This window comes from Ruegeria sp. YTSC004 (assembly GCF_059609805.1).
This window is the reverse complement of the sequence record NZ_JBXWMJ010000013.1, coordinates 108,617-123,425: the sequence shown is the minus strand read 5'-3', so window position 1 is coordinate 123,425 and position 14,809 is coordinate 108,617. Positions and strand designations below refer to the sequence as shown.

Here is a 14,809-nt window from a genome sequence, read left to right as displayed (position 1 = left end):
GACGCAGGCAGGAGCGGGTGCGAACCCGCTCCACCTTCTCCCGTGAGTCGTAAACCAACAAGAACTGGCAAAGAGATGTCTGACAGGACCGTAGATCGCGTTGCGCAGGCAACGCCCAAGCGAGTTGCGCGAAAAATTCGGGGGTTATCCGACCGCGCGATCGCCTGGATATTCATCTCCCCAACGATATTTCTACTGCTGGCGATCAATATCTTCCCGTTGATCTGGACCATCAAACTTAGCTTTACCAACTACAAGGCCAACCGGATTGGGCGTGAAGTCAAAGATGTCGGGCTCAGGAATTACGAGCGTATCCTGACCGACTCAGACACCTGGCTGAACATGCAGGCGACGGCGCATTTTCTATTCTGGACGATCTTCTTTCAGGTTCTGATCGGGTTCACTTTGGCGTGGCTGATCAACAAGAAGTTTAAGGGCAACGACCTTTGGACCACGATTATCGTATTGCCGATGATGCTGTCCCCGGCCGTTGTCGGGAACTTCTGGAAGTTCCTGTATCAGCCACAGATCGGCCTGTTCAACTACATCGTGTCGTGGTTCACCGGCAAAGAACCCTCGAGCTTTGAGATGCTTGGCTCAGTGACCCTGGCCCCGTGGGCGATCGTTATCGTTGACACCTGGATGTGGACGCCCTTCGTGATGCTGATCTGTCTGGCCGGGTTGCGCAGCATTCCCGACTATATCTACGAGGCTGCCGAGATCGACCGGGCCAGCAAGCTGCGGCAGTTCCTCACGATTACTATCCCGATGGTGTTGCCATTTCTGATGCTCGCGGTGCTGTTTCGTGGGATCGAGAACTTTAAGATGTTCGACTTAGTGGTTCAGCTCACCGGCGGAGGGCCGGGTTCTGTAACGGAACTCACCTCAATCAATCTCAAGCGGGAGGCGTTTGAGAAGTGGCGTACGGGCTATGCCTCGGCCTATGCGATCATCCTTTTCGTCACCGTGTTCGGCCTTGCGTCGATCTACGTAAAAGCCCTGAACAAGGTGAAACAGAGATGAGCAGCTTTTCCGTCACCGAACCTTCGAACCGGTCCAAGTGGATCGCAGGCTTCTTGGTCATCACTTATGCGCTGATCACGATGATCCCGTTGGTGTGGATCTTGCTGACTGGCTTCAAATCGCCAGCCGATGCGATCAGCTATCCACCCAAGGTGGTTTTTGACCCGACGCTAGAAGGCTATGTCAACCTTTTCACCACACGCACGCGACAAACGCAGGAGTTTCTGGAAGCCAACCCACCGCAGAATTGGGCCGATGAGATCGTACGCCAATATGACATGGTGATCGTTGGACCATCCAAGTTCGGTGAGCGCTTTATGAACTCGGTCATCATCGGGTTTGGATCAACGTTCCTGAGTATTTTTCTTGGCACTTTGGCGGCCTATGCCTTCAGTAGGTTCAAGGTCCCGCTCAAGGATGACCTTCTGTTCTTTATCCTCAGTACGAGGATGATGCCTCCGGTGGCGGTCGCTATTCCTATCTTCCTGATGTTCAGAAATCTTGGGCTCAGCGATACGCACTTAGGAATGATCCTGCTGTACACGGGCGTGAACATCTCTCTGGCAGTGTGGTTGCTGAAAGGATTCATCGACGAAATCCCAAGAGAGTACGAAGAAGCCGCTCTCATAGATGGCTACACACGCTTTCAGGCATTTTACAAAGTGGTGCTGCCACAAGCCGCGACCGGCATAGCCTCGACAGCTATCTTCTGCCTCATCTTCGCATGGAATGAATATGCATTTGCCGTACTGCTTACCTCAGCAAATGCGCAGACCGCGCCGCCATTCATCCCAACCATTATCGGTATCGGCGGTCTGGACTGGCCTGCCGTGGCAGCTGGAGCAACGATCTTCCTGATCCCGGTTATGATTTTCACCATCCTGATGCGCAAACACCTGCTGCGTGGGATCACATTCGGAGCCGTACGCAAATGAGCGAGTTTCTTACCGGATTGATGCGGCTTCGCCGTGGCCCATGGGAAATGGTCGCAACCATCCTTATCGCACTGGGTGTCTTCATGCTGATGCAGCCCTTTGTCCTTTGGGCTTTCACCTACTCTTTCATCGTAACGCTGATCGGAACCGTTATGTTCATCATCGTCAGCCACTTCCCGGAGTAGAAATGGCCCAGATCATAGTCAAAAACGTAAAAAAGATGTTCGGCGATTTCACGGCTGTACGCGAAAGCTCGTTCACGATTGAGGATGGTGAGTTCTTCATGCTGCTGGGGCCATCCGGTTGCGGAAAGACGACGACACTGCGGATGATCGCGGGCTTGGAACTTCCAACGTCGGGTGAAATCTACCTGGACGGTGAAGAAATCAGCCAGCGGCCACCCTCAGAGCGAGACATTGCCTTCGTGTTCCAGATGTTCGCGCTGTATCCACACATGAATGTGCGTAAGAATATCAGCTACCCTCTGATATCACAGGGTATGCCGCGCGCCGCCGTACATTCTAAAATCGAGGAAGTCGCGGGAATTCTAGGGATAAACGACATACTCGATAGCCCTGTAGGTGGACTTTCAGGCGGCGATCGGCAGCGCGTAGCGCTCGGTCGCGCGATTGTTCGTGACCCCAAGGCATTCATGATGGACGAACCTCTTGGTGCACTTGATGCAGAGTTTCGTGAACACATGGCCGAAGAACTGCGCGCGCTTCATGACCGTATGGGTGCGACCACTGTTTACGTTACACATGACCAGTTGGAAGCCATGCAAATGGGCGACAAAATCGTAGTGATGAACAATGCTGTGATCGAGCAATTCGGCACGCCTCAGGAGATTTACGACAAACCCGCTACGATGTTTGTAGCTAACTTTATCGGGTCTCCTTCGATGAACTTCCTGCCATTTCAGGGAAAGGTCGAACCTGGCACTGAAATGGTTCGCCTGAACGGGCATGACGAACCTGTTCCCAAACTGATGGAAGGGGCTGAAGGTGACTTGGTTTTTGGTGTCCGCCCCGAGCATGTTTTTCTATCAGATGCAAGCGCCTACCGGGCCAAGGTCCTGGCCGCAGAATATTTGGGAACTACCCAGATCGTGACATTGCAAAGCCCGAACGGTGAGCTGAAAGCCCGGGTTGATGCACGCGAAGTCGTTAGCCCTGGCGAGACCGTGGGATTGGAGTTCCGCTCACCCGCAGTAACCCTTTTTGAAAAATCTACCGGACGCGCGTTGAGGTCCGCTCTGAACGACGAGGTGCTGAGCAATGGCTGAAGTCGTTTTGGAGAGTATCTCGAAGTCATTCGGCAATCTTAAAGCGGTGGATGATATCTCAATGACGATCCCCAACGGTGCCTTTGTGGTGTTGTTGGGCCCGACCGGCGCGGGAAAAACAACAACACTGAGATTGATATCCGGACTTGAGAAACTGGATTCAGGAACAGTGCGCATTGGCGGGCGTGACGTTGGAATAGATACACCCGCCCAGCGCGATGTGGCGATGGTCTTCCAGCAATACTCGCTGTACCCGCATATGACAGTGCGTGAAAACCTGTCTTTCCCTCTGCGTTCGCCGATCCTGAAGACGCCAGAGGATGAAATCGCGAGGAAGGTCAACGAAGTCTCGGAGATCCTCCAGATCCCACACAAACTGGACAACAAAGCCACAGAGCTGTCTGGCGGTGAAATGCAGCGGGTGTCAATTGGGCGGGCCCTGGTGCGTGACCCCCAGATATTTCTGATGGATGAACCCCTCAGTTCTTTGGACGCCAAGCTTCGGGCGGATTTGCGGGTCGAATTGAAAAGAATTCAGGCAGATCTGGGATCGACCTTGCTCTACGTGACCCATGATCAGGTCGAAGCGATGACAATGGCGACCCATATCGGCGTTTTGGAAAACGGCAAGTTGGTTCAATACGGGACACCCCGGGACATTTATGAAGACCCCGGCAGTGTATATGTCGCCAGCCGGTTGGGTCTGCCACGGATCAACATCCTGCCGTCCGAGTTGTTCAGAGGCGACCACAAAGGCCCGCAGATTGGTCTTCGCCCAGAAAACATCATCGAAGGCGAAGGCAGCGAAGCGCGTGTGATACGTGCCGAACACCTGGGGGATCAAACACGACTGCACCTGGACTTAAACGGTCACATGGTAGTGACCTTGATTGAGGTCCATCAGGACTATCCATCTGGAAAACTTATAAAAATCCGCCCACACAACCCGTTGTATTTTGACGCGTCCGGCGCGCGAGTGAATTAAGGAGCAAAAGCATGGCCCAGTTCCTCAACACAAAAGAAACACTGGTGACAGAGGCCATAGACGGTCTTCTCGCGTCATCAGGAGGACGGCTTACCCGATTGGATGGATACCCGCACATCAAGGTTGTCTACAGGTCGGATTGGGAAAAGTCGAAAGTCGCCTTGGTTTCCGGCGGCGGGTCTGGTCACGAACCTGCCCACGCAGGGTTTGTCGGCGCCGGAATGCTCACGGCAGCAATCTGCGGAGAAGTGTTCGCCTCGCCATCGGTCGAGGCGGTTTTGGCTGGCATTCTTGCGGTTACGGGCGAGGCTGGGTGCCTGCTTATTGTCAAAAATTACACCGGTGATCGATTGAACTTTGGACTGGCGGCCGAACGCGCCCGTGCGTTGGGCCGCAAAGTAGAGATGGTCGTAGTTGATGATGACATCGCCCTGCCCGACCTTCCGCAACCACGTGGCGTGGCAGGTACATTGTTCGTGCACAAAATAGCCGGAGCGCTTGCCGAAAGTGGTGCTGATCTCGACACCGTCACCGCCGCAGCAAGACGCATCATAGCCAAGGTCGTCAGCATCGGTATGAGCCTGGACACCTGTACCGTTCCTGGGTCTCCGAAAGAGGACAGGATTGCGCCCGGCAAAGCAGAGCTTGGCTTGGGCATCCACGGTGAACCCGGTGTACAGCAAGTCGAATTCTCGAATGCCGTATCGGCCATGTCCACAGTGGTGGAGAAGCTAAAGCAAAGGATGGGATCCGGGGATCGTGTGGCGCTGGTCAACAACCTTGGGTCCACAACACCGCTAGAAATGGCTGTCCTCACGCATGCCCTGTCTGAAACAAGTATCGCCCTCCATATCATCGGCCCGGCACCAATGATGACATCGCTGGATATGCACGGGTTTTCTGTTTCCATTCTGCCTGTAGATCGGGACGATTTATCGGCACTCGAGGCTCCTGTTGATCTGGCGGCTTGGCCCGGCGTCAATTCCATCGACCCGATAAAAGTAGCGCCCTTGCCTGATGGCCTGACCCCGATCGATCCAATTCCTTCGAACAACCCTGCCACAAGGGAAACGATCGCTCGTTTGTCTGAACTTCTCATCAACGCAGAGAAGAACCTGAACGAGTTGGACGCGAAATCCGGAGATGGCGATACGGGAAGCACACTCGCCACTGCCGCAAGAGCATTGCAAGGTAGCCTTGACCGCATGCCGCTTGCTGATCTGACGCAACTGTTTCCGGCACTAGGCAATGAGTTGAGCCAGACAATGGGTGGTTCTTCCGGCGTTATACTCGCAATTTTCTTCAACGCAGCTGGCGATGCCTGTGCGAGCGGGGCTTCGATACCGAAGTCTTTGGTCGTAGGCCTGAATCGCGTCAGCCAGGTTGGGGGTGCCAAGGTCGGTGACAGGACAATGATTGACGCACTGGCACCAGCACTTGCCGCACTACCATCTAGTCTGACGCATGCAGCCGAGGCTGCCCGCGAAGGCGCGAACAACACCGCAAATATTCGCCGTGCGAAGGCGGGCCGCGCGGCCTATGTTCCCGAAGAAAACCTAGTTGGACATAACGATCCCGGCGCTGAAGCTGTTGCATTGTTGTTTGAAGGCTTAGCACGGGAGATTGAGGGCTGAGGAACACGTGGAAGATCAAAAACAAAAACTAAAATTGGTGAAAAAGCCAACCGTCAATGACATCGCTCGCGTGGCGGGTGTCAGCCTGGCGACCGTTGATCGGGTCTTGAACAGGCGCCCCGGCGTGCGAGCAGTGACTGTACAGAAAGTACAGAAGGCGATTGATGAGCTGGGGTATGTGCGCGACACCGCCGCAGCCAACCTGGCGCGAAACCGCGTCTACAATTTCCTCTTTGTTTTACCAGACACGGACAACGAGTTTGTGGAGGCAATAAGCAGTCAGATCGCTGAACAAACACGTGACCAATTTATCCAACGGACGCGCATTGCAGTAAAGAACGTCGCTCCGTTCGAGCCGCAAGATATCGTCAATATTTTGGATGCTGTCGACAGTTTGGACGTTGACGGAGTCGCCGTTTTCGGGCCCGAGACCCCTTCTGTCCGCGACGCTGTAAAAAGGCTCAGGGAAAAAGGCGTTCCGGTTGTTGCCTTGGTGTCTGACTTGCCAAGTTCTGAGCGAGACCACTTTGTCGGAATTGATAACGTTTCGGCAGGACGAACCGCAGCTCAGCTGATGGGAAGATTTGTCCATCGCGAAGGCAAGGTCTTGGTTCTTACAGGATCCCGTTTGGCGCGTGACCACCTGGAGCGTCGTCAAGGCTTTGACCTTGTTGTGGCTGAGGAATTTCCGCACCTCAAAGTCGTAGCGTCTGTCGAGGGCCGGGATGACCCGGATCTGATTTACAGGATGATGCCCGAAATCTTTGAAACCTATCCGGATCTGGTCGGAATATACTCGTCAGCAGCGGGCAATGCGGGCCTCATTCAATTTCTTTCAGAGAACAAACTCAGCAAAGATCTGGTGATCATAGCTCATGAGCTTACTCCGCTCAGTCGTGAGGCGCTTAGGCTTGGCACATTTGACGCCTTAATCTCGCAAGACACCGGGCACATTGTTCGCTCTGCCGTCCGTCTATTGCGCGCAACTTCGGACAAGGTTCCGTTCAACAAAGCACAGGAACGTATCCGTATCGACATCTATCTGAAGGAAAATTTACCGCCATAGAGGCTTAGGTTTTGGGGAGGAAATTTTATGAAAAAAATTAAAGGTCCAGCTTTGTTTCTTGCGCAATTCGCGGGGGACGAAGCGCCGTTCAATTCGTGGGACGCGATCACTAAATGGGCGGCGGACTGTGGATACAAGGGCGTTCAGGTTCCTAGTTGGGACGGCCGGTTGTTCGATCTGGAACAAGCCTCGTCCAGCGCCAGTTATTGCGATGATTTTAAAGGCATAGCCAAGGAAAATGGCATCGAAGTCACTGAACTTTCAACCCACCTTCAGGGCCAACTTGTGGCCGTTCACCCGGCCTATGACAGCGCGTTTGATGGTTTTGCAGCCGAAAGCGTCAGGGGAAACCCGAAAGCCCGGCAAGAATGGGCGGTAGACCAAGTCAAAAAAGCGCTATCTGCTTCGAAAAACTTGGGTATTTCAGCGCATGCGACATTCTCAGGCGCATTGGCATGGCCTTATGTCTATCCTTGGCCGCAGCGCCCTGCAGGCTTGATCGAAACGGCATTTGAGGAGCTTGCTCATCGTTGGGTGCCAATACTGGATCACGCCGAGGAATGCGGCGTTGACGTCTGTTATGAAATTCACCCAGGTGAGGACCTCCACGACGGCGTGACGTACGAGATGTTTCTCGAACGGACAGGAAATCACCCACGCGCTTGCATGTTGTACGACCCGTCGCACTACGTGCTGCAATGCCTCGACTATCTGGACAATATCGACATCTACAAAGATCGGATCCGGATGTTCCATGTCAAAGATGCCGAGTTTAACCCGACCGGCCGCCAGGGTGTTTATTCCGGGTATCAAAGCTGGGTCGATCGTGCCGGGCGCTTCCGGTCGCTTGGTGATGGCCAGGTAGATTTCGGGGCGGTCTTCTCAAAAATGGCCGCGAATGACTTTGATGGCTGGGCTGTGGTCGAATGGGAATGCTGTCTCAAACACCCCGAGGATGGAGCGCGTGAAGGCGCTCAGTTTGTGTCAGATCACATTATCCGTGTGACCGAGAAAGCCTTTGATGATTTCGCTGATGGTGGGGCAGACGAAGCAGCCAATCGTAAAATGCTGGGGATTGAGTGATGGTCACAGGACGCAATGAAGAAACTTCCGGCCGCATTCGACTTGGCATGGTTGGCGGCGGGAACGACGCCTTCATAGGCGGCGTTCATCGAATAGCGGCGCGATTGGACGACAAGTTTGATTTGGTTGCCGGTGCTTTGTCTTCGACGCCAGAGAAATCTCTTGAAAGTGGTCATGCATTAGGGCTCGAACGGGTCTATGAAGACTTCAAACAAATGGCGATCAGGGAAGCCCGGTTGAAATCTGGGATCGAGGCGGTCTCAATCGTCACGCCAAATCACGTTCACTATGCAGCCGCACGTGAGTTCCTGAAACGCGGTATTCATGTAATTTGTGACAAGCCACTCACCTCGACCCTTGCCGACGCAAAGAAACTGGTCAAAGCAGCAGAAAGCGCGAATGCTTTATTCATTTTGACCCACAATTACACGGGCTATCCGCTGGTTCGGCAGGCACGTGAAATGGTCGCTAACGGAGATATTGGCAAGATCCGCGTTGTTCAGGTTGAGTACCCGCAGGACTGGCTGACCGAGCAGCAGGATTTCAAACAGGCTGAGTGGCGAACCGATCCAGAACGCTCGGGCGCGGGTGGTTCAACCGGTGACATCGGAACTCATGCTTACAACCTCGCTTGCTTTGTAACCGGGCTGAAAGCGGAAAGCCTCGCGGCGGACTTGCAGGCCTTTGTGCCGGGGCGCAAAGTCGATGATAACGCGCACGTCTTGCTTCGCTTTGAAGGCGGAGCGCGTGGTATGCTGTGGTCTTCTCAGGTGGCTCCCGGCAATGAAAACGCACTTCGTTTGCGCGTCTACGGCGAAAAAGGTGGGTTTGAGTGGTCTCAGGAAGATCCCAATTATCTTTGGTTCACGCCATACAACGAACCCAAGCGTTTGATCACCCGAAATGGAGCTGGAGCTGGTGACGCAGCCAATCGGTTGAGTAGAGTTCCTCCGGGACATCCCGAGGGATACCTTGAGGGGTTCGCGAATATCTATGGAGAGGCAGCAGAGGCGATCCAAGCCTTCCGAAATGGGATTTCACCTGACGTGTCGGTTGTTTATCCAACAGTTCATGACGGACTCAATGGTGTTAAATTTGTGGATGCATGCGTGCAAAGTTCTTCAAGGAATGCGGCTTGGGTCAATTTAACTTAAAATCTGGTTGTGGGCATAAGGCAGAAATCTTGGAAGGCAGCGCGGGTATCTGCCAATAATCGAAGCGCACGCAACCTATAGATGAACACTCCTGAACAACAAACCGCGAACGTCCCTGAATGGGCGATATGTGAAGCGACCTTTAGTTGAGTGGGCCCCGCATCTGCGGACCAACGAACCATCACTTCACCGCGCCAGATATGTTGCCGCGCGAGAAGTGTTGCCCATGTTGGTCAAAGGCGGCTCCATCACGTTCTTTTCGGGCGTGCTCAGCCGCCGCCCATCCGCCGGGGCCACGGGCTTGGGCGCAGTTAACGCGGCGGTCGAAGCCCTGGCGAAAGGGCTGGCGCTGGAGTTGGCTGGTCGGGCGCGGGTCAATTGCATCAGCCCCGGCATGGTCGCAACCGAAGCCTACGCCGCAATGGCGGAAGATGCACGTGAAGTCATGTATGCACAGACAGGTGACCGCCTGCCCGTAGGACGGGTCGGCCAGGCAGAGAGTATTGCACAAGCCGTGGTCATGGCTATGACAAACGGGTTTTTAAGTGGCTCAATTCTGGATGTCGATGGCGGCCACCTTGTGCGTGATTGAGAATTGACCCATCTCCAACGTTAAGAACAGGGCTTGCCAATAATATTGTGACAGGACCAATCAGGGTCTTGGCTCAGCTTTTCGGCCTCTTCTTCTGACGCGGCCTCGCTCGGATCTTCGAAGAACCCGCAACACCGACATCCGAGTAGGTCCCTCGATTTGGGCTGACAACAGCAACCCGCTTTGAAAGGGGTGGCTTCGGCTTCAGTTCTTCAGGTTCGGCTGTGCACTCCCTGTGTTCTCGAGCGTCAAAGGCCAAGAATGTGTAATAGGTACCGGTGCGTTCAGCTATCCAAGCCCCAGAGCCTGCCCGTCTTTATCAAAAAAATGCAGATTGTCGGTTGGGAAGTGCAGACCAATCTGGGTGCCCGGTGTAAGGTCCGTATCGCCGTTCAGACGGACTGTGGCCTTGTCTTCGCCTCCACAATCCACAATCAGGAAAGTATCTGCACCCAGGTATTCGATCACCTCGATGACGCCGTCAGTTTGACCTTCGCCCGCAGCACCCACCTGAATGTGTTCGGGGCGGATGCCAAGCTTTGTGGCGGCTGCAGATCGTGAAAACGGGCCACTGCGGCCGTGCTCAAGTTGGAAACTGTCACCGTCGGTCGTGCAGGGCAGGATATTCATCTTTGGACTTCCGATAAACTGGGCCACGAACAGGTTCGCAGGGCGTTCATAGAGTTCTCGCGGCGTACCGACCTGAGCGATCTTGCCGTATTCTAAAACCACGATGCGGTCGGCCAATGTCATCGCTTCGACCTGGTCGTGCGTCACGTAGATCATCGTGCGCTTGAGGCTTTGGTGCAGCTTGGCGATCTCATACCTCATCTCGACTCGCAGGGCGGCGTCAAGGTTGGAAAGCGGCTCGTCAAACAGGAAAGCGGTGGGATCGCGGACGATGGATCGGCCGATAGCCACCCGTTGCCGCTGACCACCAGAAAGGTCTTTTGGTCTGCGTTCCAGGAACGGTCCAAGCTTGAGAACCTCTGCTGCGCGGTTGACCTGTTCGGTGATTTCCGCCTTGGGAACACCGGCAACCTTCAAAGAGAACCCCATGTTCTCGGCGACTGTCAGATGTGGATACAGCGCGTAGGATTGGAACACCATCGTCAGGCCGCGCTTTGAGGGCGGGTGATCCGTGACATCGCTGTCATTGATCTGCAGCGACCCGCGCGAGATATCCTCGAGCCCGCCGATCATGCGCAACAAAGTGGATTTACCGCAGCCCGATGGGCCGACGAAGACGATGAACTCGCCCTCCTCGATCTTGAGGTCCACGCCTTTGATGACCTGGGCCGAGCCGAACCATTTTTCGACTGATTTTAGTTCGATGCTACCCATCAGGCCCTCCCTGCCCAGTGAAGCCAAACCGCTGCCGTCCAAGAGAACGCCTTACCGCCAGCCGGGCTCCCGGTTATTGGATCGAAGTATTCTGCGAAACCGAAGCCCGAGATCAGATCTCCGGTTTTTTTGCGCAACTGATCTGCTTGCTCGGTGTGACCCAGATCCTGCAACCCGAAGCCAATCATCATGTTCATGAAGGCCCAAGTGGGCCCGCGCCAATAGCGGCGCGAGTCGAATTTCGGCATTTCTGGATCATAGCTTGGAACCGGATAGGGCACGGTTTCCAGCGTGGTTTTCAACCGTTTCAGCATCTTGCCTGATTCAATACCGGCATACCAGCACAAGTAAGACGCATTCGATACGCTGCCTGCCATCTCGCCGGTATGTGCGTCGCGCGCGTCAAAGCTGCCCAGCTCTTCGTTCCAAAGTGAGCGAGCACCAACTTCCAGTATTTCGATATCCGCGCTTAAGCCTTCAGCTGCCAGATCAAGCTGCTCACTGATCACCAACAAGTCCCGCGCGGCCCGTAATGTGGTGAATGTCATCGTCGGATCGGCCACCCGGAACGGGTTCAGCGACAGCAGTTCCTGCTGATCCCACCCAGCATTTCGACCGATCTGTACCAGCTTGATGTATCGGTCATAGTCGAACTTTGTCGGGCGGTCCTCGCTGTTTACATGGCTGGTATCGCGGCGTTGATAGTCTCCCACATCTGACGCATCCATGCGCGCCATAGAGTTGTCCCAGTCAGGCGCGTTGTCGCGACCCGCTTCCCAAGGGTGTGTTGTGCAAACAGCCCCGAATTCATCCAATCGCCATTTCATGATCCAGTGGTGCCAAGCTAGCATCTTGGGGAATAGCGCCTTCATCCGCGCGTCTCCAAACGAAGTATCCTGTTCCCAGATTTTGCGCGCCATCGTGGCCGCAATGGGTGGTTGGATAATGCCCGAGGAGGGGATTGGACCGTTGCAGCCCCAGACATCCGGGCCGGGAAAATACCCCTCGTCTTGCTGGTGGAACAGGATGTGCGGCACCATGCCGTTGTCCCATTGTCCGGCAAACAGCGTCTCGATCTCAGCCCAGGCGCGGTCAAGGTCGAACTGGGCAAATCCAAGCGCAGTAATCGCGCTGTCCCAGTTCCATTGGTATGGGTACAGCCCTTCGGTTGGGATCGTGTAACCGCCGCGATCATTGGCGATCAGGATATTGCGCGCCTCGCGGTCTGGGTTTGTGTGTTGGTTCATCTCGGTCATCCTTTGACAGACCCCGCTGTGAGGCCTTTGGTCATGAAACGTTCAAGCCCCAGGAACAGCGCCATGATCGGAACGGTGGCGATCACCGCACCGGCCATCAGGTGCTGACGGGGAATTTCTGAGGAGTTCAGCATCGTGACCCCTCGGGTCAGGGTGAATTTCGACGGGTCGTCCAGAAGCATGAAGGCCAGCAGGAACTCGTTCCAGGCAATCATGAAGACATAGAGCGAGACCGACGCCAGCGCTGGCAAGCTCAGCGGCAGGGTGATCTTCCAGATCACTGCCAGACGGGACAGGCCGTCCATCAGGCCTGCCTCTTCCACCTCGATCGGCAGGCCGCGGAAGTAACCTTGCAGCATGTAAAGCGCGACGGGGATTGTCGTGACCGGGTAGATCATAACGATGCCTAGGATCGAATTCCGCAGACCAGTCAGCGAGAATGCAATATAGATCGGAAGCGCCAGAACGATCATCGGCACCATGTAGATAAGCAGGATCGAGCGAGAGAACGCCTTTTGCCCCTGAAACCGGAAACGAGCCACGGCGTAGGCACCGGGTACGCTGAACAGTAGCGTGATGAACACGGTCAGCACCGAAACATAGAAAGACGTCCAAAGATAGGTGCCGAAATTGAAGTCGCGGAACAATTCAGTGTAGCTGCGGAACAGGGCGGTTCCCTGGGTTAAGTCCACCGAGAAATCCAGCGGGTTCTGCAACAATGCTTGCTGGGATTTCAGGCTGGTCATCACCATCACGTAGAAGGGGATGATCACGATCGCCGTGAAAAAGATATAGCCGAAACCGGTGCAGAACCGGATCACCGCGTCCTCGTATTCATGGCGGGTGAGCTCACCGATCGGTGTTTCCTTCAAAATCGCCGCCATCGACAGATGCATCACGACGGCAATACCGATCACAGTTACCAGCACGGCCTGCGTTGACGTGTCAGAGCCAATCAGAACCGGGCCAAATCCGGTGAGGCTGGACAGGCCCAATAGTGCTGAGATGCCCAGACGCGCGGGCGCGCGCTGTAGCGGGAACCGGACATATACGAGACCCGCCAACGCGCCCCATATCAGGCTCAGCAAGACCTGCGGCCGGAATGCGTCGCCTGTTGAGAACGACATGGTGATGGCGGCGGTGGTTGCGATCACCACCATCCAGAGCGCGCCCAGAACCGGGCCGGTAACATACCCTTTTCGCATCACAGACCCTCCTCTCGGCTGATGAAGCGGAAGAAGACAAAGCTGAAGGCAATCAGGCACATCAGGATCACCACGGCCACCGCCGCCCCTGCCCCGATGTTCGAGATCGCAAAGGCTTGTTCATAGACATTCACAGTCAGCGTGCGGGTGCCCGCATTGCCGCCGGTCAGCAAGAAGATGTCGTCGAATTTGTTGAACGTCCAAATGAAGCGCAGAAGGAACAGCACTGACAGAATGCCCAACAGTTGTGGGATGCTCAGCAGCCAGAACTTCTGGAACGGCGAGGCCCCGTCCATATCCGCCGCCTCGTACATGCTGCTGTCGATGGATTGCATTCGCGCCAGAATGAACAGGAAGGACAGCGGGAAGTAGCGCCAGATTTCGAACACTGTCACCATGATCAGCGCCAAGGGGCGTTCGCCGAAAAAGTTGATCGGTTCACTGCTCAGCCCCATTTGAACCAACAGTGCATTGGCTGAGCCTGAGAACGGATCAAACAATGTAACCCAAGTGAACGCCACTGCGATCACCGGAGCGACATACGGGAACAGGTAGAGACCGCGTATGAACCCTTGGCCGCGGAAACTTTTGTTAAGCAGCAGGGCCGCGAACAACCCCATGACCAATGCCCCGATGGTTCCGAAGACGGTGTAGAACAGCGTCACCCAGAGCACGCCCCAGAACTCTGCCCCATCGAAGACACGGGCGTAGTTTTCCAGGCTGAATTCGAGGTTTGTCAGCACATTGGGGCCGCTGCCTGTGACACCAGGTTCCGACCCTTCGACCAACTCTTCGAACGCGTCAGGGTCGCCGTCAACGGTTACCGGAATACGAATTCTCTCGCGTTGGCCACCATCCAAGATACCAAAATCGCAGAATAGGTCTTGCCCGTCCAGCACACACGGTTCCGCGATTTCATCAGTGGGTGTCATGCCCTCAGGCAGCACATCACTCAGAGTGACGCCGCCAATAGCAATCTCCTGACTGGAATTGCGCAGGCGATACTCGATCCGCAGATCATCGCCCGATCCACGCAAGCTTTCTCGGACAACCGGCGCAGGTGGGCGCAGGTCGGACAGGGTAAAGGGCTTGAAGCTGATCCAGATGATCGCCAGCAGCGGCAGGATCACAACAAGAGACACGCTTATCACGGTCGGAGCCAGCAATGCCCAGGCCAGGCGCGCTTCGCGCTTGGCAAGAGCCCCGGTTCCGGTCGGTGGGGTGGCCGAAGACATAAGAGACCTCAG

Annotated in this window: 14 protein-coding genes; 10 read left to right on the top strand and 4 right to left on the bottom strand. The window is 55.1% G+C overall.

What is annotated here, in order from left to right:
- Positions 1–75 precede the first annotated feature (75 nt).
- The 10 genes from AC2FFP_RS19940 to AC2FFP_RS19895 all read left to right on the top strand — a co-directional run bounded on the left by AC2FFP_RS19940 (position 76) and on the right by AC2FFP_RS19895 (position 9,757).
- Positions 76–1,023 (top strand): carbohydrate ABC transporter permease, encoded by a 948-nt coding sequence (locus AC2FFP_RS19940; RefSeq protein ID WP_496769354.1) that lies wholly within the window; start codon positions 76–78, stop codon positions 1,021–1,023.
- The gene (locus AC2FFP_RS19935; protein ID WP_010442361.1) at positions 1,020–1,958 is read left to right on the top strand and encodes a carbohydrate ABC transporter permease; all 939 of its coding nucleotides are present in this window, start codon (positions 1,020–1,022) and stop codon (positions 1,956–1,958) included. The genes AC2FFP_RS19940 and AC2FFP_RS19935 overlap by 4 nt, the downstream gene beginning before the upstream one ends.
- Complete coding sequence (locus AC2FFP_RS19930) at positions 1,955–2,143, top strand: hypothetical protein (protein WP_058274732.1); 189 nt, start codon at positions 1,955–1,957, stop codon at positions 2,141–2,143. Before AC2FFP_RS19935 ends, AC2FFP_RS19930 begins: the two co-directional genes overlap by 4 nt.
- 2 nt (positions 2,144–2,145) lie before the next feature.
- A complete protein-coding gene (locus AC2FFP_RS19925) occupies positions 2,146–3,243 on the top strand; it encodes an ABC transporter ATP-binding protein (protein WP_496881403.1) in 1,098 nt (365 codons plus the stop codon).
- Positions 3,236–4,228 carry an ABC transporter ATP-binding protein gene (locus AC2FFP_RS19920; protein ID WP_496769358.1) on the top strand — a complete coding sequence of 331 codons (993 nt, stop codon included), beginning with the start codon at positions 3,236–3,238 and terminating at the stop codon, positions 4,226–4,228. Before AC2FFP_RS19925 ends, AC2FFP_RS19920 begins: the two co-directional genes overlap by 8 nt.
- Positions 4,229–4,239: 11 nt before the next feature.
- Complete coding sequence (locus tag AC2FFP_RS19915; protein ID WP_496769359.1) at positions 4,240–5,862, top strand: dihydroxyacetone kinase subunit DhaK; 1,623 nt, start codon at positions 4,240–4,242, stop codon at positions 5,860–5,862.
- 37 nt (positions 5,863–5,899) lie between these two features.
- Positions 5,900–6,928: a LacI family DNA-binding transcriptional regulator gene (locus AC2FFP_RS19910; protein WP_496725589.1), complete on the top strand. Its 1,029-nt coding sequence runs from the start codon at positions 5,900–5,902 to the stop codon at positions 6,926–6,928.
- A gap of 27 nt (positions 6,929–6,955) precedes the next feature.
- Positions 6,956–8,011, top strand: a complete 1,056-nt coding sequence (locus AC2FFP_RS19905) for a sugar phosphate isomerase/epimerase family protein (protein WP_496769361.1) — start codon at positions 6,956–6,958, stop codon at positions 8,009–8,011.
- Entirely contained in the window at positions 8,011–9,165 is a 1,155-nt protein-coding gene (locus AC2FFP_RS19900; RefSeq protein WP_496881405.1) for a Gfo/Idh/MocA family protein, read from the top strand. The genes AC2FFP_RS19905 and AC2FFP_RS19900 overlap by 1 nt, the downstream gene beginning before the upstream one ends.
- A 130-nt stretch (positions 9,166–9,295) precedes the next feature.
- A complete protein-coding gene (locus AC2FFP_RS19895; protein ID WP_496769365.1) occupies positions 9,296–9,757 on the top strand; it encodes an SDR family oxidoreductase in 462 nt (153 codons plus the stop codon).
- A 288-nt stretch (positions 9,758–10,045) separates the two neighbouring features.
- Here the strand turns inward: AC2FFP_RS19895 and AC2FFP_RS19890 are convergent, their stop codons facing one another.
- From AC2FFP_RS19890 to AC2FFP_RS19875, 4 genes are read right to left on the bottom strand one after another with little or no spacing between them, the layout of a single operon-like run.
- Entirely contained in the window at positions 10,046–11,101 is a 1,056-nt protein-coding gene (locus AC2FFP_RS19890) for an ABC transporter ATP-binding protein (RefSeq protein ID WP_496769367.1), read from the bottom strand.
- A complete protein-coding gene (locus AC2FFP_RS19885) occupies positions 11,101–12,348 on the bottom strand; it encodes an MGH1-like glycoside hydrolase domain-containing protein (protein ID WP_496769369.1) in 1,248 nt (415 codons plus the stop codon). The genes AC2FFP_RS19890 and AC2FFP_RS19885 overlap by 1 nt, the downstream gene beginning before the upstream one ends.
- A 5-nt stretch (positions 12,349–12,353) precedes the next feature.
- Positions 12,354–13,562: a carbohydrate ABC transporter permease gene (locus AC2FFP_RS19880; RefSeq protein ID WP_496741225.1), complete on the bottom strand. Its 1,209-nt coding sequence runs from the start codon at positions 13,560–13,562 to the stop codon at positions 12,354–12,356.
- Positions 13,562–14,797 carry a carbohydrate ABC transporter permease gene (locus tag AC2FFP_RS19875; RefSeq protein ID WP_496741223.1) on the bottom strand — a complete coding sequence of 412 codons (1,236 nt, stop codon included), beginning with the start codon at positions 14,795–14,797 and terminating at the stop codon, positions 13,562–13,564. The genes AC2FFP_RS19880 and AC2FFP_RS19875 overlap by 1 nt, the downstream gene beginning before the upstream one ends.
- Between the last annotated feature and the right edge of the window lie 12 nt (positions 14,798–14,809).

Bases quoted from the DNA above. Each gene is read 5' to 3' on its own strand.
- AC2FFP_RS19925 (WP_496881403.1), top strand. From the start codon at position 2,146: ATGGCCCAGATCATAGTCAAAAACGTAAAAAAGATGTTCGGCGATTTC.
- AC2FFP_RS19905 (WP_496769361.1), top strand. From the start codon at position 6,956: ATGAAAAAAATTAAAGGTCCAGCTTTGTTTCTTGCGCAATTCGCGGGG.
- AC2FFP_RS19920 (WP_496769358.1), top strand. From the start codon at position 3,236: ATGGCTGAAGTCGTTTTGGAGAGTATCTCGAAGTCATTCGGCAATCTT.
- AC2FFP_RS19890 (WP_496769367.1), bottom strand. From the start codon at position 11,101: ATGGGTAGCATCGAACTAAAATCAGTCGAAAAATGGTTCGGCTCGGCC.
- AC2FFP_RS19885 (WP_496769369.1), bottom strand. From the start codon at position 12,348: ATGAACCAACACACAAACCCAGACCGCGAGGCGCGCAATATCCTGATC.
- AC2FFP_RS19900 (WP_496881405.1), top strand. From the start codon at position 8,011: ATGGTCACAGGACGCAATGAAGAAACTTCCGGCCGCATTCGACTTGGC.
- AC2FFP_RS19875 (WP_496741223.1), bottom strand. From the start codon at position 14,797: ATGTCTTCGGCCACCCCACCGACCGGAACCGGGGCTCTTGCCAAGCGC.
- AC2FFP_RS19935 (WP_010442361.1), top strand. From the start codon at position 1,020: ATGAGCAGCTTTTCCGTCACCGAACCTTCGAACCGGTCCAAGTGGATC.
- AC2FFP_RS19930 (WP_058274732.1), top strand. From the start codon at position 1,955: ATGAGCGAGTTTCTTACCGGATTGATGCGGCTTCGCCGTGGCCCATGG.
- AC2FFP_RS19940 (WP_496769354.1), top strand. From the start codon at position 76: ATGTCTGACAGGACCGTAGATCGCGTTGCGCAGGCAACGCCCAAGCGA.
- AC2FFP_RS19880 (WP_496741225.1), bottom strand. From the start codon at position 13,562: ATGCGAAAAGGGTATGTTACCGGCCCGGTTCTGGGCGCGCTCTGGATG.
- AC2FFP_RS19915 (WP_496769359.1), top strand. From the start codon at position 4,240: ATGGCCCAGTTCCTCAACACAAAAGAAACACTGGTGACAGAGGCCATA.